The 26,689-nt window shown below is 40.1% G+C and carries 18 protein-coding genes; 17 read left to right on the top strand and 1 reads right to left on the bottom strand.

Annotated elements, in window-relative coordinates:
- Positions 1-298 precede the first annotated feature (298 nt).
- Positions 299-1,348, top strand: a complete 1,050-nt coding sequence (locus HWQ41_RS09465) for an adenosine deaminase (protein ID WP_292761859.1) — start codon at positions 299-301, stop codon at positions 1,346-1,348.
- 176 nt (positions 1,349-1,524) lie between these two features.
- Here the strand turns inward: HWQ41_RS09465 and HWQ41_RS09460 are convergent, their stop codons facing one another.
- A complete protein-coding gene (locus HWQ41_RS09460; protein WP_292761858.1) occupies positions 1,525-1,935 on the bottom strand; it encodes a DDE transposase family protein in 411 nt (136 codons plus the stop codon).
- A 156-nt stretch (positions 1,936-2,091) separates the two neighbouring features.
- Here HWQ41_RS09460 and HWQ41_RS09455 point away from each other — a divergent pair, with 156 nt between their 5' ends.
- From HWQ41_RS09455 to HWQ41_RS09380, 16 genes are all read left to right on the top strand, one after another.
- Positions 2,092-3,765 carry an AMP-binding protein gene (locus HWQ41_RS09455; RefSeq protein ID WP_366931648.1) on the top strand — a complete coding sequence of 558 codons (1,674 nt, stop codon included), beginning with the start codon at positions 2,092-2,094 and terminating at the stop codon, positions 3,763-3,765.
- 135 nt (positions 3,766-3,900) lie between these two features.
- Positions 3,901-5,829 (top strand): SDR family oxidoreductase, encoded by a 1,929-nt coding sequence (locus tag HWQ41_RS09450; protein ID WP_292761857.1) that lies wholly within the window; start codon positions 3,901-3,903, stop codon positions 5,827-5,829.
- Positions 5,830-7,743 carry a condensation domain-containing protein gene (locus tag HWQ41_RS09445; protein ID WP_292761855.1) on the top strand — a complete coding sequence of 638 codons (1,914 nt, stop codon included), beginning with the start codon at positions 5,830-5,832 and terminating at the stop codon, positions 7,741-7,743.
- Positions 7,691-8,944: a condensation domain-containing protein gene (locus HWQ41_RS09440; protein ID WP_292761853.1), complete on the top strand. Its 1,254-nt coding sequence runs from the start codon at positions 7,691-7,693 to the stop codon at positions 8,942-8,944. The genes HWQ41_RS09445 and HWQ41_RS09440 overlap by 53 nt, the downstream gene beginning before the upstream one ends.
- A 138-nt stretch (positions 8,945-9,082) precedes the next feature.
- Complete coding sequence (locus HWQ41_RS09435; protein WP_292761851.1) at positions 9,083-9,673, top strand: LysR family transcriptional regulator; 591 nt, start codon at positions 9,083-9,085, stop codon at positions 9,671-9,673.
- A 14-nt stretch (positions 9,674-9,687) separates the two neighbouring features.
- On the top strand, positions 9,688-10,386 hold the full coding sequence (locus HWQ41_RS09430) for a cupin domain-containing protein (RefSeq protein ID WP_292761849.1): 699 nt from the start codon (positions 9,688-9,690) through the stop codon (positions 10,384-10,386).
- Positions 10,387-10,399: 13 nt separating this feature from the next.
- Positions 10,400-11,194 carry an SDR family oxidoreductase gene (locus HWQ41_RS09425; RefSeq protein WP_292761848.1) on the top strand — a complete coding sequence of 265 codons (795 nt, stop codon included), beginning with the start codon at positions 10,400-10,402 and terminating at the stop codon, positions 11,192-11,194.
- Positions 11,195-11,574: 380 nt separating this feature from the next.
- Positions 11,575-16,518, top strand: coding sequence for a non-ribosomal peptide synthetase (locus tag HWQ41_RS09420; protein ID WP_292761847.1), 4,944 nt, complete (start codon positions 11,575-11,577; stop codon positions 16,516-16,518).
- A gap of 53 nt (positions 16,519-16,571) precedes the next feature.
- Positions 16,572-17,588 (top strand): fatty acid desaturase, encoded by a 1,017-nt coding sequence (locus tag HWQ41_RS09415; protein ID WP_292761846.1) that lies wholly within the window; start codon positions 16,572-16,574, stop codon positions 17,586-17,588.
- A gap of 173 nt (positions 17,589-17,761) precedes the next feature.
- A complete protein-coding gene (locus HWQ41_RS09410) occupies positions 17,762-18,931 on the top strand; it encodes an aldo/keto reductase (RefSeq protein ID WP_292761887.1) in 1,170 nt (389 codons plus the stop codon).
- Between the two features lie 19 nt (positions 18,932-18,950).
- Positions 18,951-20,750 (top strand): ABC transporter substrate-binding protein, encoded by a 1,800-nt coding sequence (locus tag HWQ41_RS09405; RefSeq protein ID WP_292761845.1) that lies wholly within the window; start codon positions 18,951-18,953, stop codon positions 20,748-20,750.
- Between the two features lie 61 nt (positions 20,751-20,811).
- Positions 20,812-21,747, top strand: a complete 936-nt coding sequence (locus tag HWQ41_RS09400; RefSeq protein ID WP_292761844.1) for a 2-oxoglutarate and iron-dependent oxygenase domain-containing protein — start codon at positions 20,812-20,814, stop codon at positions 21,745-21,747.
- A 20-nt stretch (positions 21,748-21,767) separates the two neighbouring features.
- The gene (locus tag HWQ41_RS09395; protein WP_292761842.1) at positions 21,768-23,402 is read left to right on the top strand and encodes a glycosyltransferase family 39 protein; all 1,635 of its coding nucleotides are present in this window, start codon (positions 21,768-21,770) and stop codon (positions 23,400-23,402) included.
- A gap of 61 nt (positions 23,403-23,463) precedes the next feature.
- On the top strand, positions 23,464-23,958 hold the full coding sequence (locus HWQ41_RS09390; protein WP_292761840.1) for a GtrA family protein: 495 nt from the start codon (positions 23,464-23,466) through the stop codon (positions 23,956-23,958).
- Between the two features lie 9 nt (positions 23,959-23,967).
- Complete coding sequence (locus HWQ41_RS09385) at positions 23,968-25,107, top strand: hypothetical protein (protein ID WP_292761837.1); 1,140 nt, start codon at positions 23,968-23,970, stop codon at positions 25,105-25,107.
- Between the two features lie 234 nt (positions 25,108-25,341).
- The gene (locus HWQ41_RS09380) at positions 25,342-26,619 is read left to right on the top strand and encodes an MBOAT family O-acyltransferase (RefSeq protein WP_292761834.1); all 1,278 of its coding nucleotides are present in this window, start codon (positions 25,342-25,344) and stop codon (positions 26,617-26,619) included.
- Positions 26,620-26,689: the final 70 nt, after the last annotated feature.

Genomic DNA, 26,689 nt, shown 5'->3' with positions numbered 1-26,689 from the left:
TCAACAATAGCAATGTTCATTCAGTGTAACACAAAAATTAAGAGTATTAATATTATCAATTTAATCTTGATAATGTCAAGTTTATTTATGCTCAAAACACTATTAAATGCTGGATTTTCAGAAAATAAGGATAAAATATCGACCTTCACGCAGCATCTAGGTCAGAGCCTCTGTTGAAAAATCCAGATGGTGGGAAACCTCTACTCCAATTTCTCTGGAGCTAAATTTTTTCGAGTACAGATTTTTTATTCCGATGTTTTTGTTACAATTAGTGAAATTTTTACCTAAAAATACCACTATGGCTTTATATGCTGAATTACATAGGCATCTGGGCGGCTCGGTCGTACCGCGAGTTTTATGGCGATATTTCGAGCGACATTCTTCGGAGTTGATTTCCCGCTTTGCTGACTATTCAGAATTTGAAGATTTTTATACTCGCCCACGCAACACCCTAGATGAGTATCTAGAATTACACACCTTGGTAGAAAGTGTGCAAACCGTGGAGACTTTGCCTTACTTTATCTATCGCTTGGTGCGGGGTGCTTACATTTTTGAAAATTTGGCCTATCTAGAACTGCGCTACACTCCCTATTTGCGGACACCTGAGCATCTGAATCAATCCCAAAGAATTGACAAGATGGCAGAAATTGTGCAAGTAGTAGGACTTGCCAGCCACCAGCCAGAATATCCGATTGTTACTAGCCAAATTCTCTGTATGCACACGCGCCTACCCTATGAGGTGAACAAGGCGATTGTTGATTTGGCGGCGCAAAATCAACAGTATGTCTGTGCAGTAGATGTAGCGGGAGGTGATAGCTATTATGCCGATCGCTTAGAAGAATGGATTAGCTTATATGATTATGCGCGATCGCTGGGCGTTAACACCACGGGACATCTATATGAAACCACCGCCGGTTGTTACCCAGAACTGTTACCCTATTTGATGCGGATTGGTCATGGCATTCAAATTCCCCTACTATATCCAGAGTTACTTAATGATGTGGCTAAACGCGGACAATGTTTGGAGGTTTGTCCAACAACTTACCTGAAAACTGGTACTTTGCAGGATATACGTCAACTCCAATTAGTTTTTGATCGTTGTTTTGATGCTGGGGTCGATATCGCTATTTGTACTGATAATGCTGGATTGCACAATGTGCGTTTGCCATTTGAGTATGAGAATCTCTTGACTTACAACATTATTAGTTTTGAACAACTACAAGCTTGTCAGGATGCAGCTTTCCGTCATGCTTTTGCTTGGCCTTACAGTCAACCTCCCGCATCCCTGTTGAACGGTTTGCTCAAACCTGAACCACCTAAAATTTTGGCCATGAGAGATACTAATTAACGATCACCTAGAGATGTATGCTCATAAAATAAGGTGATTTAATGTTAATTAATGTTGCAATCACTGATTTTTTCTGATGTCGTAGAGAAAGCTGTAATTGCTCATCGCTGTGCCTTACAGAGACAGTCGAATGAGATGTATGGGTTGTCCAAAAATTTTTTGTAGGTAGAAAAAGCTTATCTAGCCAATGAAAGTGTAGAACTTCCATCAATCATCACCCGTTGGACTTCTGGAAACCGTGACAAAAATGCTTCAATGCTTTCAAGATGGCGTTCTTGCAGCGCCATTTTCTGCCCCAAGTCCGCTTCTAAGACTGGCTGCAATCGATGTATCCACTCATGTGCTTGGGAGCAATGCATATCAAAGGTTGGGTAATATTTGAAGTAAAATAGGATGAAAAATAATTTGTCTTGGGCTTTTCGCAAGCGGGCTTTGCGTCCTCCGCCCAGGACACGTTGACGAAGCTTAGTCTGTTGAGTACCGAGGTACGTGGTAAAGATGGGCAATAGGGCATCAAACGCTTTACGGTTCAACCCAGTTAATGCTCGCAATAGTCGATCTACACCGCACTCAATATTCAGCATCATCCTTCCCGACCACTGCTGTCTATTCTCTCTTATTTCCCGACAAGTCTAATGATTGTAAATGAAGTGACGTTGCAGGTTGCAATTTGGCAGCGAATAATGCACACACAGAGTTACACTAAACAATTCACCAACTAATACTCCAGTTATTTATTAACTATTTTAAATATTTTAATTACCCGCTTAAGTGTCTTAACTGTCCTAACTGTCCGCTTAAGTGTCTTAACTGTCCTAACTGTCCGTTTAAATGTCTTAACTGTCCTAACTGTCCGCTTAAGTGGATGGACAGAACTACGTCAATCCTATGCTGAGTTACTTGAAGTTGCAGAGCGAATTCTTGCTGGTTTGAGAAACTTGGGACTCAAGCCAAAAAACAAAGTCATATTGCAGATGGAACTTAGCTGTGACATCATTCCAACCTTTTGGGGGTGCCTATTAGGAGGCTTTGTACCCGTAATCATGGAAGTGCCACCGACTTATAGAGAATCAAACAAGGTGGTGGATAAGCTTTGTCATATTTGGCAGTTCTTAGATAGTCCAGTCATCTTAACTACGGAAGCTCTCAAACAAGAAGTAGAATTACTATCGCAATGGCTACCAGCAGAACGCCTAAAGGTAGGCACGATTGAAGCATTAAAAAACAATACCGCCAGCAAACAATATCATCATAGTCAACCAAATGATGTGGCTTTTTTCAACCTGACTTCTGGCAGTACAGGAATACCAAAATGCGTTCAATTGACTCATCAAAATCTCATTGCTCGCGCCAGAGGAGCTAACCAACTCAATCAACACAAGCGAGAAGATTTGATTTTGAATTGGCTGCCGTTCGATCACATTGGCAGCATTTCCGACTGGCATATCCGTGGTGTCGAATTAGGTTGCACCCTGATTTATGCACAAAAAGAATATATCTTGGGTCGCATCCTCAACTGGTTGGATTTGATCCACAAATACCGGATTACTCATAGCTGGGCACCCAACTTTGCCTATGCCATAGTTAATGACTCCCTCAAACAAGAACCAGAACAAAACTGGAACTTATCCTGCGTGAAATTCCTGCTTACAGCTGGTGAAGCAGTATCCAGTAAAGCTGTGGAGGATTTTCGAGAAAATTTGGTTGCCTATGGACTCAAAGCAACAGCAATCAGACCAGCTTTTGGAATGGCAGAGATGGGTTCGGGGATTACATATTATCAGCCCATCAAAGAAGCACCTCTGTTGTTCCATAGGATAGACAAATCTATATTGCAAGGTACTATTAAACGAGTAGAAATAGACTATCCGAATCATAATACTTTTACCGACTTAGGCTCAGTCATTCCTGGAATTACCATTCGCGTAGTAGATGATCAAAACTCTGTATTAAGAGAAGACACCATAGGTCGTTTGCAAGTCAAAGGTGATGCAGTTTCTCCAGGATATTACAACAACCTCGATGCCAACGATCAATCCTTTTTAAAAGATGGCTGGTTTGATACTGGAGATTTAGGATTCATTGCCAACAGACAATTGGTGGTTACTGGTCGCGCCAAAGAAACTATTATTATTAATGGAGCCAACTATTACAGCCATGAAATTGAAGCAGTAGTTGAAGAAATTGCAGAAATAGAAGTGTCCTACACTGCCGCTTGTGCAGTCTGCAATGCTGATGGTACAACAGAGAAACTAGCTATCTTCTTCAATTCGCCGATTACGGAAGACAAAAAACTATTAGAGCTACTGAAGAAAATTCGGCAGACAGTGGTGAATAAAGTAGGGTTGAATCCTGATTATTTAATTTTAATAGCTAAAGAAGATATCCCCAAAACCGTCATTGGTAAAATCCAGTGATCGCAACTTAGCGATCGCTTCCATGCAGGTGAGTTCAACCCAATTCTCAAGCAATTCGATATCTTACTAGGCAATAACAACACTATTCCTGATTGGTTCTACCAAAAAGTCTGGCGACGTAAGCAAGCCAAGGTTTTGAAGACTTTACCTGAAGGTTGTCTTACCATAGTATTCCTCGACGAGTTAGGATTGGGGACATTTATTTGCCAACAACTGGAACAGCAAAACCTGCCATATCTGTGTGTTTCACCCGGATCTGATTTTGCTAAAAAAAGTCCCAATCATTTCTGTTTAGCTCCTGCAAATGCAGACCATTATCAGCTATTGCTTGAGACCATAAAAGCAGATAACCTGACCATTGGTCAGATTCTCCATCTGTGGAATTATCAGGAGTATAGCGGAGAAATCAAAAGCACAGAAGCTCTTGAAAAAGCCCAATACCAGGGAATCTACAGTTTGTTGTTTCTTGTCCAAGCCTTAGCAAAAACTCAGGTTTTCCAAGATTTAATTCAGTTATTATTTGTTTCTAGCTACACCCAGTCTACGCAACCAACAGACAAGATAGCTTATGAAAAATCTCCAGTTTTAGGTGTAATTAAAACTATTCCCCAGGAAATTCCCTGGTTAAATTGTCGTCACATCGATTTGGCACCAAATTCGGTACAGGTGGATGGGAACCATATTCTACAAGAACTCCAGCTTTTATCAAAAGAGCAAGAGGTAGCTTATCGAAACGGACAGCGTTTTGTTGCAGGTTTGGAAAAAGTCAATCTGCAAGACAAACCAAAGCAAGAACTTCCCTTTAAAGCAGGGGGGATGTATCTAATAAGTGGTGGACTTGGGGGTGTTGCGGTTGAAATTGCTAAATATCTGATTAAGTTTTTTAATGCCAAATTATTATTATTAGGGCGAACTCGTTTACCAAGTGAAGATATTACATCCAACGTCTCTACGGAAATATTAGAAAAAGTAAAGCTTTACCAGGAATTAAAGCAGCTTGGATCGGTGGTTTATGAGGCAGTGGATATCTGCGACTTTCAAGCAACTCAACAAGTGGTGGAAAAAGTCAAGGCTAATTGGGGAAGTCAGCTGGATGGGGTGATTCATCTGGCGGGAACTTATCACGAACAAATATTAGTGGATGAAACACCGCAGAGTTTAGCCGCAATTTTACGTCCCAAAGTGTTAGGTGCTTGGGTGCTGCATCAGGTGCTTAAGAAGCAAGGGCAGGGGGTTTTCATTAGCTTTTCGTCTTTGGCGAGTTTCTTTGGTGGAGCCACAATTTCTGCTTATGCTGCTGCTAACAATTTTTTGGAAAGCTTTAATCAATACCAACGTTCTCTGGGTGGGTTGCATAGCTATTGCTTTGCTTGGACAATTTGGCGTGACACAGGGATCAACAAGGGTTATCAGAGGCAAGAAATCACCCACGCTCAAGGCTATTATGAGATGAGCCTTCAACAAGGGTTATATTCCTTCTTGGCTGGTTTATATCATGACCAAGCACAGCTGATAGTCGGTTTAGATGGCAGCAATTCCAAAATTCGGCGTTTTACCTCGGAGTTTCCAGGGTTACAGAAATTAACTGCCTATTTCACGACGAGTAACGGTTCTTCTGTACCAGAGTTATCAGATTTGACGGTGCGCGATCGCTTTACAACCACTGTTAACTGTGATTTCGTGCAACTATCAGAAATGCCCCTCACCGCCAGGGGCGAAATTAATCGAGACTTACTGGCTAGGGGTATGACTCGTAGAGGAGCGATCGCTCCCCGAAACGAAACGGAACGCCAAATAGCTCAAAACTGGCAAGAAGTTTTAGGAATATCTCAGATCGGCATTCACGACAACTTCTTTGAACTGGGAGGAAATTCTTTGTTAGCCTTCCAAGTCATTTCTCGGTTGCGTGAGACTTTTTCTGTTGAATTGTCGCCAAATCGTTTTTTTGCATCCCCGACAGTCGCCGGTTTGGGAGAAAGCCTTGAGGCGCTGTTAACTGTCGTCATCAAGTGGAATGTAGCTATTGATGACGCAGAAAAAGAATATGAGGGAGGGGTATTATAAATGACAATAATAGAATTTGTATCTTATTTAAATAGTTTAGGCATAAAAATTTGGCTGGAAGGCGACCAGTTAAACTATCGCGCTCCCAAGGGAGTGATGAACCCAGACCTGAAAAACAAACTGCTAGGGCGCAAATCAGAAATCCTGGCTTTTCTAGAAGAAGCTAAGAATGCGACAGACTCATCTGAGCCAATACTATCTATACAGCGCTCTGGAGAGTTGCCTTTATCCTTTGCCCAGCAGAGGATGTGGTTTCTTTATCAATTAGAGAGCCAAAGCCCATTTTATAACGAGGGTTTACAGTTGCGCGTTGAAGGTGTACTCAACGTAGAAGCTCTTGGGCAGAGTATTAACGAAATCATCCGCCGTCACGAAATTCTGCGGACAACATTTCCCGCAGTAGATGGAAAACCCTTGCAGGTAATTTCCCCCAGCTTGACAACCGCTATACCAATTCTGGACTTGCAAGGTTTAAAAGAATCAGAGGTACAACAGATTGTCACAAAAGAAGCTCGCCAACCTTTTGATTTGAGTAATGGCCCTTTGTTGCGGGTCACTTTACTGCGGCTGGGGTCAGAGTCCTACGTGCTGGTGTTAATTATGCACCATATCATCACAGATGGCTGGTCAATGGGGATATTCATCCAAGAGTTGTCCATCCTCTACCGAGCTTTTACTCTTGCTTCCCCTTTGCTCCTCCCTGAGTTGCCCATCCAGTATGCTGATTTTGCAGTTTGGCAGCGACAGTGGTTGACCGAGGAAGTTCAAAAACAGCAACTAAATTACTGGAAGCAACAGTTAACTGGTGCTACACCCTTATTAGAACTACCCACAGACAAACCACGCCCCCCCGTTCAGACTTTCTGTGGTGCTACCCAGGAATTTCAAATTGACCAGAATTTGAGCAAGCAAATCAAAACCTTCAGCCAACAGTCAGGAGCTACCCTATTTCATACACTACTGGCGGCTTTCGTCGTTTTAATGTTTCGTTACACTGGTCAAGATGATATCTGCATTGGTAGCCCCATTGCCAACCGCAACCGCAGAGAGATAGAATCATTGATTGGCTTTTTTGTCAATACATTGGTACTGCGTCACCAGATCAAGGGAAATCCTAGTTTCAGTGAGTTTCTCTCTCAAGTGCGACAAGTTGCAACGTCCGCTTACACTCACCAGGATGTTCCCTTTGAACAAGTGGTAGAAGCGTTGCAGCCAGAACGTTCTCTCAGCTACAATCCCCTATTCCAAGTGGTGTTTGTCTTAGAGAATTTCTTGTTGGATACATTAGAATTGCCTAATCTTACCCTAACTCCTCAATTTGTAGAACGTGGAACATCTCAGTTTGATTTGACCTTGGCAGTTTGGGAGACAAAAGAGGGACTGATAGGTTCGTGGGAATATAACAGCGACCTATTTGAGGCAGATACTATTGCGAGGATGACAAGTCATTTCCAGACTTTGTTAGCAGCGATGATTGCTAATCCGAATCAACTTATTGGTGAATTACCACTGCTGAACCAGCAGGAGCGACATCAGTTGCTAGTGGAATGGAATGATACTTATACGCCCTATCCTGACAGCAAATGCATCCATCAGTTATTTGAGGAGCAGGTTGAAAAAACACCAAATGCAGTAGCTGTGGTCTATGAGGACGAGTCCCTGACATACCAACAGTTGAACGATCGCGCAAATCAGTTGGCGCAATATCTGCAAACTTTAGGTGTGGGTGCAGAGGTATTGGTGGGAATTTGCATTGAGCGTTCGTCGAAGACGTTGCCGTTCGCGCAGCGTCTCCGACAGGAGAAGGCATCGCCCTTAATGGTGGTAGGATTGCTGGGCATTCTCAAGGCTGGTGGGGCTTATGTACCGCTTGACCCGGCATATCCCCAAGAGCGGTTGGCGTTCATGCTATGATGTGGGCGATGGAGTCTCGTTGGGCATTGCAGATTTGTCATATCTGCCCCCAGCAGAACAGTTAAAAGCGATCGCAGCAAGGGCGGACGAAGCACAAAGGACGCTGAACTTAGCAGATGGGCCGCTGATGCGGGTCATTCTGTTTCACTTAGGCAATTCTCCCGGACGTTTACTCATCGTCATCCATCACTTGGCTGTAGATGGGATCTCGTGGCGGATTTTGCTAGAAGACTTATCTGGGGCATACAAACAATTAGAAATTGGCAAAAGTATCCAACTACCTGCAAAAACAACTTCCTTTAAGGATTGGGCAATTCGATTGCAGGATTATGCCCGCAGTCAAGAACTTCATTCACAGCTAGATTACTGGCTGGACTCAATGCGGTTCCCAATTGCTCCTTTACCGTTGGATTATGCTGCTGTTGCTCAAGATAACACTGTAGCTTCTAGTCGGATTGTATCTGTATACCTGAGTGTGGAACAGACTCGCACCCTGTTGCAGGATGTTCCCTTTGCCTACAACACCCAAATTAACGATGTGCTGCTGACGGCATTGGTGCAGACTTTCACTCGTTGGACAGGTTCTTACTTTCTACTGATTGACTTAGAAGGTCATGGACGAGAGGACTTGTTTGATGATGTGGACTTGTCCCGAACGGTAGGCTGGTTTACTAGTATATTCCCCCTTCTATTAAAACTTGAGGATCAAGATGATCTCGGAGAGGTTATCAAGTCGGTAAAAGAGCAACTGCGACGTATTCCCAACCGGGGTATTGATTATGGCATCTGGCGCTATCTGAGTTTAGATGCGATCGCTCACAATAAATTACAAGCGTTCCCCCAAGCTGAGGTGAGCTTTAACTACTTGGGTCAATTTGATCAAACGCAGTTAGCAACCCTTGGATGGAAATATGCCCAAGAGTCTAGCGGTTCCATTCACAGCCCCAAAGGACAGCGCCGCCATTTGTTAAGTGTAAATGGATTAGTTGTTGAAGGGAGGCTGAAAGTAGAGTGGCAATATAGTGAGCATTTCCATTGCTGGGCCACTGTAGAAAATCTGGCTAATGAGTATATAGAAGCCTTAGAAACTATTATTGCCCACTGCTTATCCCCAGAGGCAGGTGGCTATACTCCTTCAGATTTCCCGGAAGTTGAATTTAGCCAAGAAGCTTTGGACGAACTGCTAGCAGAAATTAAATAAAGTCGTCTACACCGAGAAACCCGGTTTCTGTTTTAACAAGGTTTTCTGCAAATAAACTAAGTTCCAGGAGGTTATTTATAACCAAGCTGCCAATGACTCGCCACCAAAAAATATCATGATGATTACTCAGGAAAAACCATGCTGGAATTTCAGATTGAATTTCAACCTCGTATCCCTACTTCAAAAAATTTAGTCATAGGCACTTTGGGGCCTAGTGCTACTAGTAGTGACTATGCTTCCCAGTACATAACTAACCAACTGCTCTCAGAGCAATTTACCGCATCCACTCAGTTGTTTGATACTTTTATAGATGTTAAAGAAGCCTTGCTGCAAGATAAGGTAGATTTGGCTTTAGTTCCTCATGCTTACGACCGAATTAATGAGTTTTACATGGAGCCAAGTTTTGATCTAAGTTTCATTTTTATATTTCCTACTCCCGTTTATGGATTGGCTAAGAAAAAAAATACAGAGGTAGTTTTTAACGGTTCTAGAATTGTTACCCATCCGGCTCCTCTACCTTTGTTAACGAAACTTTTGCCAGATTATCAAGATCAAACACAAATACAAGTGGATTTGTCCCCTTCTACCAGCGATTCAGCGATTCAGGTAATGCAGGGTTTAGCCGATTTCGCTATTACTAATGAGAATGCTGTCCAAGCTTACGATTTAGAGTTTATTTCCATCTATGGAAACATCCGTATGAGTTGGTCGATTTTTCAAAAAAATTAAATTAGCAAAAAATCATGTCTAAATTTTTTCCCCAGCCAAAAACCATAAACATTAATTCAAATGTAGAGTTAATAGCATTTCAATGTCAAGATACAGTTGTTCAATTAGTCTCTATTCCACCAGGAGCTACTTTTGAATTGCATCGACATCCCGAAAGTCAAATTGGAATGCAAATTTCAGGACGTTTGGAAATTAACATCAACGGCACTAAAGAAGTTCTTGAACCCCTTCAGCAAGTTTATGTGGCTGGTTATAATGTTCTTCATGGTTCCATAAACCCTTTCTCAGAAACAGCATTAGCCTTTGATGTAAAACGCATCACCAATTCTGAAGAAGGTGAGGAGGCTATTCTGAAACTTTCACCGACTCAAGATGAAGTTACAGGTTTCGATTGTCAGTCTGTTGTTGGTTCTTGGTTTGAGATTATTATCACCCAAATTCCTCCAAAAGGGATAATACCAATTCGCCAATCTGCTAGTGAAACAATGGGACTAATCCTGAATGGTAAATTGACGATCGCAGTGGAAGAAGAACAGCAGCAGTTAGAATATGGTAGTGTTTACTATGCTCCTGCTGATGCTCTCTATGGAGGGTACAATTACTCTGAGGAAGCAGTATCTTTGATTGAAATTTTGATTCCGTCTGGCTCTCGTTTTTCACTGAAAGATACTTTTTCTAAAATAGATGTGGCGCGATCGCTAACTACTTCGTAAAGGAATATTCATCATGGATTTAGGATTAACACAGAAAGTAGCTTTAGTCACAGGATCAACTGCTGGTATTGGTTATAGCGTTGCCCAAAAGTTGGCAGCAGAAGGTTGTCAGTTAATAATTTGTGGTAGAAATTCTGAGCGATTAGAACAAGCTTATCAAGGTTTGGTTAGCTCCCAAGCCAAAGTTATCCCTATTTGTGCTGATGTTCAAAAGGCAAGTGATTCTCAAAAATTAGTCCAAGAAGCTCTCACACAATTTGGGAAAATTGATATATTAGTAAATAATTCACAGGGGGCTAATTTTTCTAATCAAGCAGTAGAAAATCTATCTGATGAAGATTGGTCAACTGTCTTTGAAGGCAAGTTAATGGGCTATATTCGGATGACGAATCTGGTGCTACCTACGATGAAAAATCAGCAATGGGGTCGGATTATAAATATTGTTGGGACATCAGGAAAAGAACCTTCTAGTCGTCTTGTTAGATCGGGTGTGGGGAATGCTGCATTAATCAACTTTACTAAAGCTGTTGCCACGCAAGTTGCTAAGTGGAATGTTTTAGTTACCTGTGTCAATCCTGGACTTATTGATACTCCAAGGCATAGAGAATATTTAGAAGTATTTGCCCAACAGGAAGGCCGGACAGTTGATTCAATCATAGAAGGAACGAATAATATGATTCCTCTTGGTCGTCGCGGTTTTTCTAATGAGGTTGCTAATTTGGTTGCTTTTCTAGCGTCAGAATGTGCTAGCTATATTACGGGTGTTACTATTCCAGTCGATGGCGGATTGTCAACATCTGCCTTCTAAGGGATTTGGTAAGTTTTAAATTTATGGGTTTTATTTGATTTGTGACAATTACTTTTTTTAACGAACCGCCAAGTACGCCAAGTACGCCAAGCAAAGAAAGAGAAGATTTTATGAGTTATTTAGAGGATGTTTTAAAAGTCATAATTGATGTGTCAAATATTTTTTTACCCCACCCTAACCCTCCCCTTATAAAGGGGAGCCACTGCGTTGGGCGGCTTCGCCGACTTGAAGCATGTGGCGTGAGGGAACTAGATTTCCAGTTTCCCCCCTTTATAAGGGGGGATTAAGGGGGGTAATAATTACAACATACCACTTTTCAAATAACCTCTTAGGATGGCTATATAGAAATAACTCACATAATTAATATCATATAAAAAACAATGGTAGTTGTACAAAAACAAAGTAAAGATATTGAATCTATCTATCTCCTTTCGCCTATGCAGGAGGGGATGCTCTTTCATACTCTCTATGAGCCGGAATCGAGAATATATTTTGAGCAGTTTCAATTAACTATTCATGGCAATTTAGATCCAGATGTATTTGAAAGGGCTTGGCAACTCTTAGTAGAGCGACACTCGGCTTTGCGGACTCTTTTTGTTTGGAAGAACCGCAAACAATCAGTTCAGGTGGTGCGTAAACAAGTGAATTTGCCTTGGTCTAATTTAGACTGGCGGATGTTTCCTCAGCAGGAGCAAGAAATACGTGTCAATTCTTTTTTAGATTCAGATAGAAAACAAGGTTTTGAACTTGACAAAGCTCCACTCATGCGCTTTGTTTTAATTCGGGTAGCCGATGAAATTTATGAGTTTGTCTGGAGCTTTCATCACTTGCTGCTTGATGGCTGGAGCTGGCCGATTATCTTCAAAGAACTGTTTGCTTTCTACGAGTCTATAAAGAACGGTCAACAGTTATATTTAGCTCCAAGTCGCCCTTACCGGGATTACATTAATTGGTTGCAGCAGCAAGACTTGGCTGGGGCGAAGGCGTTCTGGCAAAAAAATCTTGAGGGTTTCACTGCACCTACGCCTTTGATAGTTGAGCGAGCAATCGGGCAAAGTTCTCACCAACAGCAAAATATTGACGTTCGATCGCAACATCTGTCAGCCGAGACGACAACTACCTTAAAATCTTTTGCTCAACAACATCATCTGACACTTGCCACTTTAGTACAAGCTGCTTGGGCGTTGCTACTCAGTCGCTACAGTGGTGAATCTGACGTGGTTTTTGGAACTACTGTATCTGGTCGCCCTGCTACTTTATCTGGTGTGGAGTCGATGGTGGGGTTGTTCATTAATACTTTACCCGCACGGCTGAAAATCCCTGAGACAACCGATTTGTTAACCTGGCTGCGGTTGTTGCAACAAGAGTACATAGAGCGGGAGCAGTATTCATACACCCCACTGGTGGATATTCAGGGCGTGAGTGAAATTCCTCGAAATCAACTTTTGTTTGAAAGCATTGTTGTATTTGAAAACTATCCGGTAAATGCAACGTTGCAGCAACTTCCTGGAAACTTGAGAATAGGGGAGCTGCAAGACAAGGGACAAACGAATTATCCTCTCACAGTGGTGGCAATTCCTGGCGAGGAAATGACTGTGAAAATTTACTACGATCGCCAACGCTTTGATGCAGACATTATTGATCGCATGGCTGGTCATTTCCTCACCTTGTTGGAGGGAATTATCGTCAATCCTCATCGCACCCCAGGCGAGTTACCGCTACTAACTCCAGCAGAGCAAGATTTGCTTTTAGTGGAGTGGAATGCTACCTCAGCAGCGCATCCCATCAATCGTTGCATCCATCAATTATTTGAGGAGCAAGTCAAAAAAACACCCCAAGCCTTGGCGGTGGTATATGAAAACCAACAATTGACATATCAGGAGTTAAACCAGCAAGCGAATAAAATCGCCCACTACTTGCAACGCTTCGGTGTGAAACCAGATGTCCCAGTGGGTATTTGTGTGGAGCGATCGCTAGCAGCTGCGATCGCTATTTTAGGAACTCTGAAGGCTGGGGGAGTTTGCGTTCCCCTCGATCCTACCTATCCGCCAGAGCGTTTAGCCTTCATGCTCAACGATTCTCAAGCACCAGTCGTCTTAACTCAAACACGTTGCAAGTCATTGCTGGATGGCAACTTTGCTCACCATCTCATTATGTTAGATGAAGATGGGAACGAAATCAGCGAAGAATCTCAGAGCAATCTGCAAGTTGAAGTAGCAGCTGATAATTTAGCCTACATCATATATACCTCTGGGTCTACCGGAAATCCTAAAGGTACGATTGTTCCCCATCGATCGCTCACCAATTTAATAGAACACCATCAGGCAAAAATGGCCACAGGTGTTGGTGTGCTTCAGTTTGCCTCCCTAAGTTTTGATGTCAGCTATCACGAAATATCCGTGGCGTGGGGCTTCGGAGGCACACTGTATATAATTCCTGAAGGCGATCGCAAAGATTTAGATAAATTAATCCACTTACTTAGCTTAAATCCAATTGGTAAAGTTTTTCTGCCAGTTAGCCTTTGGCAGCAATTAGCGGAAATATACGGAGAGCAAGAACATTTATTTCAGAATATTAGGGAAGCGATCGCTTGTGGCGAACAACTCCAAATTACTCAGCCGATGATTAAGCTGTTTAAGCGTCTGGAAAATTGTACACTCTACAATTTCTATGGCCCCACGGAAGCAGACTTAGTTACAGCTTATACTTTTAGCGAAAAGCCAGATGAATGGCCGATTTATCCACCGATTGGTAAACCTGCTGTCAATGTGCAAGTTTATCTGTTAGATCGCAATCTTCAACCCGTGCCGATTGGCGTTCCTGGAGAACTCTACGTTAGTGGTGCTGGTTTGGCTCATGGCTACCTCAACCGTGCAGATTTAACCAATCAAAGATTTCTCCCCAATCCGTTTACCGATTTTGGATTGCCGATTTTAGATTTTAGATTGAGGGACACAAGTGAAAATTCCCAAGCTGCTGAAAGTTCTGATAATCCAAAATCCAAAATCCAAAATCTAAAATCAAGTTGTTTGTACAAGACTGGGGACTTAGCTCAATATCTACCAGATGGGAATATCGAGTTTTTGGGACGGATAGATGATTTGGTAAAAATCCGGGGCTTTCGCGTTGAACTTGGAGAAGTTGAAGCCGTTCTGAGCAAACATCCTCAAATTAACCAAGCAGTAGCGAAAGTGCATGGAGAAAGTGCTAGGGAAAAATATTTAGTCGCTTACTTTGTCCCAATTCCGCAAGAGACAATAACAGTCGAACAACTGCGGACTTTTTTGACCGAGCAACTGCCAGATTATATGATTCCATCGGCTTTTGTAGAAATGGAATCTTTCCCGCTTACACCTAATGGTAAAGTCAACCGTCGCGCTCTACCAGAACCGACAACCAGCCGACCGCAATTAGGTCAAACTTTTGTTGAGCCGCGTACTCCCATCGAAGAAATTTTGGCTGGGATCTGGAGAGATGTTTTAGGGTTAGAACAAGTTGGCATTTATGATAATTTCTTTGATTTGGGGGGACATTCTTTACTAGCAACTCAGGTTATTGCTTTAACGCGCAAAGCATTTGGGATAGAATTAGCCCTGTTGAGTTTGTTTGAGTCTCCAGCGATCGCACCTTTAGCCCAAAAAATCGCCACAGCTAAAGCGCCAGATATGCAGGAGTTATCTCTAAAACGGTTGCGATCGCCAGACGAGCCAATACCAATTTCTTTAACACAGCTAGAGTTGTGGTTTTTTGACCAATTCTATCCAGGCAATTCCATCTATAACCTGCCCTTAGTCTATCGCGTCACAGGTGCGCTCAATGAGAAAGCATTGGAGGAGAGTTTAAGAGAAATTGTTCGACGACACGAGACATTGCGATCAACTTTTCAGGTTAAAAATGGACAAGTAGTTTATGCTGTTGTTAACGAGCCTGTCTTTGACTTTTCAGTAATTGATCTCCAGCACATCCCCGAAACTGAACGCGAAACTCAAGTTACACAACTGGCTGAAAAGGAAATTAAGCAGCCTTTCGATTTGGCAAAAGGCCCGTTATTGCGAAGCAAGCTTTGGCGCTTGGATGAACAAGAGTATCTGTTCATTGCCGTCACACACCATATTGTTGCTGACGGTTGGTCTTTTAGTGTTTTAACCCAAGAACTGGCAGAACTTTACGAAGCCTTCTGTCAGGGTAAGCCGTCACCACTAACTGAGTTACCGATCAAATATACCGACTTTGCTCAATGGCAGAGGCAGTGGTTACAAGGGCAAGTTTTAGAGTCTCAGCTTCAGTTTTGGCAAAAGCATTTAGGCATTAGTCCACCTATATTAAAGCTACCATGCGATCGCCCACGTCCACCAGCGCGAACCTTTAAAAGTGCAGGTCAATCGGTAATTCTCTCCAAGAAGTTAACTGATGCGCTCAAGGTGCTGAGTCAACAGGAAGGCGTAACCCTGTTTATGACCTTGTTGGCAGCATTCCAGACATTACTCTTCTCTTATACAAGACAGGAAGACATCATTGTTAGCAGCGCTCTTGCCAATCGCACCAGAGTGGAAACTGAGAGACTGATTGGTTTCTTTGTCAATTTACTTCCATTTTGTACCAACTTAGGAGGAAACCCCAGCTTTCGGGAAGTACTTGGCCGAGTGCGTGAGGTAGCTTTGGGTGTCTACGCCCATCAAGAAATGCCCCTGATAAAGCTAATAGAAGAACTCCAGCCAGTGAGAGACCCTAGTTACACATTACTAAATCAAGTAATGTTTGTCTTTCAAAATACTCCAGAGGATAATTTAGAATTTTCAAATCTAATTTTGAAGGAGCAGTTTATTGCCAGAGATACAAAGGATACCGCAGAGTTTGATTTAGAGTTAACGCTCGAAGAAGCATCAACAGGTATTGAAGGTCTGCTTGTATACAGAACCGATTTATTTGCAGCTGCCACTATTACCAAGATGGTCGATAATTTTTTGACTTTGCTGGAAAGAATAACAATCAATCCTAACCGACATATTGCTGAACTTATCTTAATATCTGAACCTCCAAGTTTGTCAATTAAAAATGCTGCATTCCCAATATCGAGAGATTTTGTTGCACCTCAAAATCCTATCGAAGAAGTTGTGTTAGCTATCTGGAAAGAAATTTTAGGGCTAGAGCAGATTAGCACTCAAGATAACTTTTTTGAACTTGGAGGACATTCTTCTCAAACTCTTGAAGTTATATGCAAACTACAGTCAGCTTTCCAAGTAGAACTGCCGTTGATCTACCTGTTTGAGAAACCTACTGTAGTTCAGTTAGCAGAAGCTATCCAATATCAATTAAACAGTTAATAAATTGATATTTAATTTTTCAATTTTTATTTGTCAAAGTAGAGGTGAACAACATGGAACTTACAAAAACTAATCAAATAATTGAAAATCCCAGACCTAGTATTAGTGAAATTACTCAAATATCTAACGAAGAACTGCGTTTATTGCATGAGATTCCTACATTTAGACCGATTGTTCAAACATTCGTTGTCATTAGTACATATTTAATACTCTCAGCTATTGGGTTCTGGTTGAATAACTGGGCAGTGTGGTTATTAGTCTGGTTTGTTCAAGGATTTTTATTCGTCTGTTTTTTTGCGGCAATACATTATTGCTCTCACAGTAGTTTATATAAGTCAAAACATACTAATCGATTCGTGGGAACTTTCTTATCATTAGTATTGTTGATGAACTTTTCGTTTCATAAATATATTCATCTGGGGCATCATCGAGAAGCACAAATCAAAGGTAAAATCGTAGGAGATACATCAGCTTGGCAAACCTTTCCTAATATTAATACCTATCTTCTGGTCTTGACATATTTTTATCCTCTTGCCGTATGCAAGAATTGGTGGTTAGTGACCAAAGATTTATATTTAGACTCTTTGAAAACACATACACAAGAGAAATCATCCTTACCAAATAGCTTTTATTTGAGCTATTTTAAAACACCGGAACAACGCCAATTTGTCTTACAAAATAATTGGCTGCTATTGGGTTGGATTGTATTAATGGCAGGATTGACCGTAATTTTTCCTTGGATTTTGTTTTTTGGTTACTGGATACCATTAATATCTTTTGCTTCTCCATTCGGTTTTATTTTCAGTATTACAGATCACTATGGCTGTGAGTCTGACTTAAATCACAACCTATGGAATGATACACGAACAATGATTTCTAACCCGATCATTAGGTTTTATTACTGGAATAATAATTACCATGTAGAGCATCATCTTTACCCAAGTATGCCAGAGTATAACTACCCCAAGATTCATGAGTTGATTAAACATCGCATTCAATATCTTGAAAAATCATACTTTATGTTCCATCTAAAAGTAATGCGGGGCTTGATTTTGGCAAAAAGTCAGTAGATATGGTTGTATGTTGAGGGGTTGACAAGACATGAAAGCAAAGTCAAAACAAGCCTTTGAATAGCCGTTTCAGTTGCAATTGCAGCAATTTCCTGGAAGTTTTTTGAGCAGCCTATTAATCGTTTGAAACGCCAATTTTCTTAATGGATCGCTCCAATCAAAACACATTTATGATGCAATATCGGAGATTTGGGCGGACAGAATTACCAATGCCAATCTTTTCCTGCGGCGGAATGCGCTACCCCTATACTGAGTATGAGGAGCTTACTCAAGAAAAAATTCCCGATGAAAATCAACAGAATCTAGAAGCCACCATTCACCGTTCTTTAGAAGTTGGCATCAATCACATCGAAACTGCCCGAATGTATGGGACTTCTGAGATGCAATTAGGAGCGATTTTACCTAAGTTGCCTAGAGAAAAAATTATTGTGCAGACTAAGGTTACTCCTACATCTGACTCTGAAGACTTTCGCCGTTTGTGTGAGAAATCTTTGGCTTTATTAAAGCTAGATTACATTGACTTATTAACACTGCATGGCATTAATAATTATCAACATCTCGAAGATAGCATCCGCCCTGATGGCTGTCTTGATGTAGCGCGACAGTTACAAGCTAAGGGTAAGGTAAAGTTTATTGGCTTTTCTACCCACGCTCCAACGGACTTAATTATCAAAACCATTGAAACCAATCAATTTGACTATGTAAATCTCCACTGGTACTACATTAATCAATTCAATTGGGCCGCCATTGAAGCAGCCACGCGTTACGACATGGGGGTGTTTATCATTAGCCCATCAGATAAAGGTGGTATGCTCTATAAGCCTCCACAAAAGTTATTAGACTTATGCCATCCTCTCAGCCCGATGGTATTTAACGATCTGTTTTGTTTGAGCCATCCTCAAGTACATACTCTCAGCTTGGGCGCATCTAGACCATCAGATTTTGACGAACACTTGAAGGTTATAGAACTTTTAGATCAAGCGGATGAAATTTTACCGCCAATTTTAAACCGTTTGGAAAAAGCAGCGATCGCCACACTCGGAAAAGACTGGTATTGTAACTGGTACATTGGTTTACCCACCTATAAAGAAACCCCTGGTGAGATTAATATTCCAGTTATTTTATGGTTGCGAAATTTAGCGATCGCTTGTGATATGTTTGAATATGCCAAAAGGCGTTACAACCACTTAAATAATGCTGATCCTTGGTTCCCTGGTCTCACAGCAGAGCGAGTTAGACAATTTGATCTCAACTATTGTCTGCGTCATAGTCCTCATGCTGACAAAATACCAGCTTTATTAGAAGATGCTCATAGGTTGTTATCTCAACCTAGTCAAGAATAAATTGCGGAGTGGTTTCAAGATGTCGTATTATAAGTTATTAAAAAACAATAAAAATTATACTTTAATTCGTCATCCTTGGCTAGTAATTTTACTGGCTTTGATAACTGCGATCGCCATAATTATCTACAACCAAATTAACCTAAAAATTCAAGTAACACCAATATCTCAAATTGTTGTCACTTTCCCAACTGAACCCACGACTTTTAATCCAGCTTTGATAATAGAATCAGCTTATATTTTAAACTATATTTATGAGGGGCTAGTTAAAGAAAATGCTCGTGGAGAAATTGAACCTAATCTAGCCAAATCTTGGCAAACTTCTAAAGATAATAAACAAGTAATTTACACCCTGAGAAAAGGGCTAAAATGGTCAGATGGAAAGCCACTAACGGCTGAAGATGTCGTTTTTACCTACAATGAAATTTACCGTAATCCAGACATTCCTACTTATGCTAAAGATTTCTTCTTAATTGGTAAAAATCGTACCTTCCCGACTGTGCGAAAACTTGATGATTTGCGAGTTGAATTTACATTACCTGAACCATTTGCTCCATTTATTCGGGCTACAAAACTAGAAATTTTACCAGCCCATATTTTCCGGGAAAGCGTCAAAATAAAAGACCAGGAAGGCAGACCTAAATTTATGTCTACTTGGGGAACTGATACCCCACCAAAAAATATTATTGTCAACGGCCCTTATACAATAGAATCTTATACTCCGAGCCAGCGAATAATTTTCCGCAAAAATCCTTATTACTGGCGTCAAGATGCTCAAGGTAATTCGCAACCTTATATCGGGCGTGTGATTGGGCAAATTATTCCTAATGAAGATACTTCTTTAATCCAATTCCGTTCTGGAGGATTGGATTACATCAATGTTAATACTGATTATTTTTCATTATTAAAACATGAAGAACACAAAGGAAAGTTTACTATCTATAATGGCGGTCTTTTTGTCGGGTCAACTGCTATTACTTTTAATCTCAATAAAGGCAGTAGGAATGGTCAACCACTGGTTGATCCCATAAAGTCTCGTTGGTTCAATACAATGGAATTTAGACAAGCAGTTGCCTATGGAATTGACCGCCAACAAATACTCAACAATATTTATAAGGGATTGGGTAAACTGCAAAATTCGCCGATTGCTGTACAGAGCAAGTATTATTTACCTGTAGAAGCAGGTTTAAAGGTTTATGAATACAATCCTCAGAAAGCGAAAGAATTACTTCTAAAAGCAGGCTTTAAATACAACAATCAAGGTCAGTTATTAGACGATCAAGGAAATATTGTCCGCTTTAGCCTAATGACGAATACTAACAATAATGTATTGCAGGGGATGGGAGTACACATAAAACAAAATTTGAGTAACCTTGGTATAGTTGTTGATTTCAATCCCGTAGCTGCTAGCGTTTTCATCAACAAACTGACTCAAACTTTCGATTGGGAGTGCCAATTGCTTGATGTTGCTGTCGGCCTGGAACCGAATGATTGGGCTAATGTTTGGCTACCTGAAGCTGGTTGGCACTTTTTTAATCAAGAATTCCAAGCAGGACAAACGCCGATAATAGGGCGACAGGTTGCAGATTGGGAACGGAAAATTGGTGATTTATACATTCAGGCGGCCTCTGAGGTAGATGAAGCAAAGCGTAAAGCTATCTATGTAAAAACTCAACAAATTACTCAGGAGTATCTGCCATTTATTTATCTAGTTAACCCTTTATCAATGGTGGCAGTACGAAATCGTATCCAAGGTATTGAACACTCTGCCCTAATAGGAACATTTTGGAACTCTTACGACCTGAAGCTGACTAAAGAGTAACTTTTGAACTGGCTACACTTACGATTTATTAACACTGTTCTATCTACCATTAGTTTTTCAAATGCAGATTCCGATCATTGATTTTCATCCTTTCCTTGTAAGTGACTCAACTGCAAAAGAAGCTGTCGCTGCCCAAATTTATCTTGCTATTCATGAGGTCGGATGTTTCTATCTCAAAAATTATGGTATTTCTCAGACTCTAATCGCTCAAGTCTTTTCACAAGCCGAGTGCTTTTTTGCACTACCAGAGAATGAAAAAGAACAAACATCTTTCTTTCCAGACCGTAATCTTCGCGGATATCATAATTTTAAAAAGAGTGAAGATCAACACAACGCGAATGAGCTAATGACTGAAGGATTTCATTTTGGTAAAGAAATTACTTTAGATAAAGTTGGTGTTATTGAAGAGCCTTTTTTTGAACCTAATAAATGGCCTCAAAAGCCGACTCAGTTTCATGAATTGATGATGGAATTTTTCAGCATTTGTCACGAAAGCGCTCTGAGAGTATTCCAAGCTTTAGCTATTTCTCTGAAATTGCCAGAAGACTACTTTACAAATTTATATTCAGAGCAAAACCACGGCATAGTTTTGCATCACTACCCATCTATATATCAGCCTCCAGAACTAGGAAAAGTTTATCTTGCAGAACATACTGACATAGGTACTCTCACATTTTTATTTCAAGATTCAGAAGGGTTAGAAGTATATACAAATGCTGGAGAATGGGTTGTAGCGCCCTTCATTCCTGATGCAATTATAGTATTGGTTGCAGATTTAATGCAGCGATGGACGAACGATAAGTTTTGCGCCACACGACATCGAGTTTTAGTTCCAACTCAATCTCACAGTGCTAAACAAAGATACTCATGCGCCTTTTTTACAGCCCCCAATTACGATGCTCCAATTAATTGCATTAAGAGTTGCTTAGATATAGATGAAGTTCCTAAGTATCCGCCAATTCTTGCCCATGAATATTTCAAGCAGCCAAAAGGATAGCTACTAATTAGGTGCAATAAATGGACAAACTACAATTGCTAGCAAAGTCAAATCCTCCAACTTGGTTAAAAATTCTGGTAATTAGCCTGATTGGGTTAGGTATTTTCTTTCGCTTTACCCATTTGGGACAGAAAGTGTATTGGTACGATGAATCTGCTACATCGCTGGCAATATCTGGTCATACGTTAGCCGAGATTAAACAAGAAGTTTTTAGCAATGGGAGCAATAATGAAGGCGTAATTCCTGTCAGCACTTTAGACAAATATCAACACATTAACCCAGAACTATCTGTGGCTGACACAGTTCGCTACTTAATAACTTCAGATCCGCAACATCCACCTTTGTATTATCTGATGGTGAGATTGTGGGCGCAAGTCTTTGGAGATTTCCCTGCGGGAGTCAGGAGTTTATCAGCAGTGATCAGTCTGTTGATATTTCCTAGTGTATATTGGCTGTGTTTAGAGTTATTTGAATCAGCACTAGTGGGGTGGGTGGCAATGGCTGTAATGGGGGTTTCTCCCTTGCAGGTTTTCTTTGCCCAAGATGCACGAGAATACGGTCTGTGGATGGTGATGATTCTAGTCTCAGGTGCTGCTTTATTGCGAGCCATTCGCCGAGAAAGTTTTTTTACCTGGGCTGTGTATGCTCTCACCCTAGCCTTGGGATTGTACACCAATTTATTGACAGTAATGGTAGCGATCGCTCATGGCATTTATGTGCTTATTAGCCAACAGTTTCGCTTTAACAAAACTCTGCGTAATTATCTACTGAGTTCCATCGCCGCTTGTTTAATGTTTTTACCCTGGCTGATAGTAATCATTACCAAGATTCACACAGCTACAAATCTCTTGTCATGGATAACATTTAAAACAGATAGTCCTTTCGACTTAATTGGGATTTGGCTCAGTCGAATTAGCAGAATCTTTTTTGATTTTAATTTGGCTTCTGATGATGCTTGGGTCAATAATTTACCTTCGGAAAGCCCTTTATTTTATAGTATTCCTACGATAATATTCAGTTTATTTTTAATTATTTATATTATCATTTTCTTGAGCGATCGCCTATCAACGAACACTAGTTTATTTATTGCTTTATTAGGAGGATTTCCCGGATTAACATTGCTTTTATACGACCTAATTTTTGGAGGAATTCGTTCCATTCATTTTCGCTATCAGTTACCCTTATACCTCAGTATCCAAATTGCTGTAGTCTATATTTTAGCTTTCCATCTTTTCTTGGAAAAGAACTGGCAGAAAAACGTTTGGCAAATTATGGCGGTGGGATTACTCATCTCTGGGCTAGTTTCTGATGTCAGGTTTTTTCAGGCTGAAACTTGGTGGCCACAAATAGGTGCCAAGAATTTGCTAGCAATGAGTCAACGTATTAATCAATCTAATAATAATATTTTATTGTTAAGTAGCAAAAATGATTATAATTTGGGAGTTATCCTCACCTTAAGCCATAATTTAGAGCCAAAAATTTGCTTACTTCTAATACAAAATGACCAGTTACCAATGATGCTCCAATATTACAACTCTATCTTTTTTGTTGACGACCTGGAAAACAGTTTAGCTCATCAACTTCAGAAGGATAAGACTAATTCACTGAAATTAGTCTACCCACTTGAAGGATTTTGGCAACTCGACAAAAATTAGAAAACGTGAATATTACTGATTGTAGCAGCCTCGATAAAAACATTAAGAGAGTAGAAGCTGAATGAAGCAATATATTGACTATTTTAATATTAATTTTCTGAGAGATAAAGTCCGCTTGTGTATTGATTCGGCGCTTGTAAGTCGGTTTATTCGGTTTGCTGTAGTTGGTTTGAGTGGGGTAATTGTAGACTTGGGGTCATTCTATTTATTTCATAACTCATTATGTTTAGCGTTAACTTTGAGTGCAATGCTTTCAACAGAAATGGCAATTATTAATAATTTTTTATGGAATGATATATGGACGTTTGGTGATGTGTCTTTCCAGCAAAAAACCAGTCAAAAGTTCCAACGTTTCGTCAAGTTTAATTTCATTTGTTTGGTTGGACTTATTTTCAATAGCTTAATTGTAAATTGGCTATTTTATGAATTTCAAGTCAATGAATACATAGCTAAATTGGTGGCGATCGCTTGTGTGACACTTTGGAATTTCTGGCTCAACCTGAAGATGAACTGGCAATTAACAAAGACAGAAGTAGATGTAGTTGTAGATATTTAAGAAAAAATCATGTTAAGACCACTAGTTATGTTTGGTTATAGTTTAATTTTTATAATTACTATAATTTTTTCTTCTGGATTCTTGAATGTAATTTTACCCTATTCTAATACTATCCAAACTCTTGGTGAAATCAGTGTTAAATGGCAATATTTGACTCAACACAAAGATGATTATGACGCTATTTTTCTGGGGCCAAGTACTACTTATTTTGGGGTGATTCCGAAATTGTTTGATGAATACATGACAACAGAGGGTAAGAGTGTAAAATCTTTTAACTTCGGTATATCAGGTGCAAACGTATCAGAACTGGATTTCTATTTACAAAAAATTCTGGCTTTAGAACCAGCAAACTTAAAGTGGATATTTCTAGACTGTTCAGTTGACTTATTTACAAACATTGGTTCTACTTCCACTCAGGAGATATACTGGCATACTCCTCGTAAAACTATAGAAAATTTCCAATTAATTATGGAATCATCAATCGATAGTTGGAAAGTAAAAGTTCCATATATTTACGCTAACTTTCAAAGTTTTATCTACCGATGGTTAGGGATTGGTCAGCTTTCTACTTTGTGGCAGGAAAGAATATTAAATTTAGATTTATCAAATTCAGATCCATTAGCAAAAGTATCTGAGGATAGACTCATACAAGAATCTGGATATTACGCAATAGATTGGCAAAAGAAAGCTGGAAAATGGAAGACTATATTCCGAACAAATGGTTTGGATACTTATCAGAAAAATCTAAAAAATGAACAAACAAAATTAGCCAATTTAAACTCAGAAAGCGCATTTAATAATCCATCCACAATATATGGAGTGAAAATGATGGAAAATATTGCTTCCCGGATTGAACAACAGCAGCAAATTAACAAAAATAAAATTGAAGCTATATTTTTTATTCCTCCAATTCTAGAGACTGATTCCAATCCATCGGCTCTTTACAAAGCATATAAATCAGGATATATCGAAACCCTATTTGCTTTTAATAATCCCAATAATTTTACTAAATTATATGAACTAGATTACAGAATTGATAGCGCACATCTAAATCACGAAGGCGCTCAAGAATTCACACTTTTACTGGCATCAAAATTTACTCAATATTTAAATAATCCTGGACAAAAACTTATGAATGGTAGGGTTTGAATACCCAGTTTCTATAACCTAGTCACTATTTCAATGTAAATAAATATGGTATTCACAGAATTTCGGTTTCTATTTTTCTTCCTTTTTGTTTTCTGCATATATTGGGCTTTGCAGAAACACAATCATTGTAAATTCTGGCTGCTAATCTGTAGTTATATCTTCTATAGTGCTTGGGATTGGCGCTTCCTTTTTTTGCTCTTGCTATCGACAGTCATTGATTACTTTGTCGGTTTAATGCTATCTAGACCACAGATTAGTGATTTGCAAAGCGATGGCTCCGTATCAGAACCAGCAATCTCAACAAGCGATATAGTCGAGCAGAGAAAAACTACAAGTTTTTGGAATTGGGATGCTTTACTGAATAAGCCACAGAATCAGCAGCAGCGCCAAACATGGTTGATACTTAGTTTAGTAGCAAATCTAGGAATATTAGGATTTTTTAAGTACTATAACTTCTTCACTGATTCTGCTGCCAGCTTCTTAACTTTTTTGGGTTTACCTATAAGCCTTAAAACCCTTAACATTATTCTTCCAGCAGGCATTAGTTTTTACACGTTTCAAACTCTGAGTTATATAATTGATATCTATCTAGGTAAACTCAAAGCTGTTAGAAATTTTTGGGATTTTTCTCTATTTGTAACTTTTTTCCCTCAACTGGTTGCAGGCCCAATTGTCCGTGCATCTACTTTTTTACCTCAACTGCTAACCCCAAAAAACTTAAGCGAGGTTGATTTTCGGGGATGTTTAATGCTTTTTTTCATAGGGTATTTCAAGAAAGCGTGCATTTCGGATAATCTTTCTCCTTTAGTAGAACAGTATTTCACGAATCCAGAAAATTATACTTTCTTGAGTTGTTGGATTGCTGTTATTTCTTTCGTCATACAAATATACTGCGATTTTTCTGGTTATTCAGATATGGCGATCGCGTCTGCCGGTTTACTTGGATATAAACTACCTCTGAACTTTAATTTTCCCTACTTTTCCAGCAATATCACTGATTTGTGGCAACGCTGGCACATTACCCTCTACAGTTGGTTGCGAGATTATGTCTATATTCCTTTAATGAGAAAACGACCAAAAGCTCAACGAACAGAACTGTTTGGGTATAAAAATCTTCTCACTTTGATGCTTCTATCAGGACTCTGGCATGGAGCTGCTTGGCATTTTGTAGTTTGGGGTGGATTAAATGGAATCGCCTTAGTTGTTCACAAGCAATGGTCATCTCGGATCGCTCCCTATAAGGGATTAGTACCACTCAGAAAGATGCTAGGTATCCCCCTAACATTGTACTGGTTTTGTGCCTCTGCCATCTTCTTTCGGAGTAACGATCTCAGCAGTGCTATACAAACAGAGAAATCCTTTTTATTCTTGACTTCTCTTGGTTCTCAAAACTTAAATATCCAAATCTCATGGATTTTTGTACCTTTAATTATGCTCCACTGGGCAGCTTATAAGGGTTGGTTTGCCGATTGGTGGCGTAAAATTCCTAGTTGGAGTTTTGCTGTTTTCTAGGGGGTGTTGGCTTCACTCATATCTTGCACCTCACCGTACAAACCCGTAAAAGGCAAATAAAGAGTACAAA

Source organism: Nostoc sp. NOS(2021), from assembly GCF_017115025.1.
In the GTDB taxonomy this organism is placed as follows: Bacteria; Cyanobacteriota; Cyanobacteriia; order Cyanobacteriales; family Nostocaceae; genus Nostoc.
The sequence above is the reverse complement of the archived record's forward strand: the minus strand, read 5'-3'. Positions and strand labels throughout refer to the sequence as shown.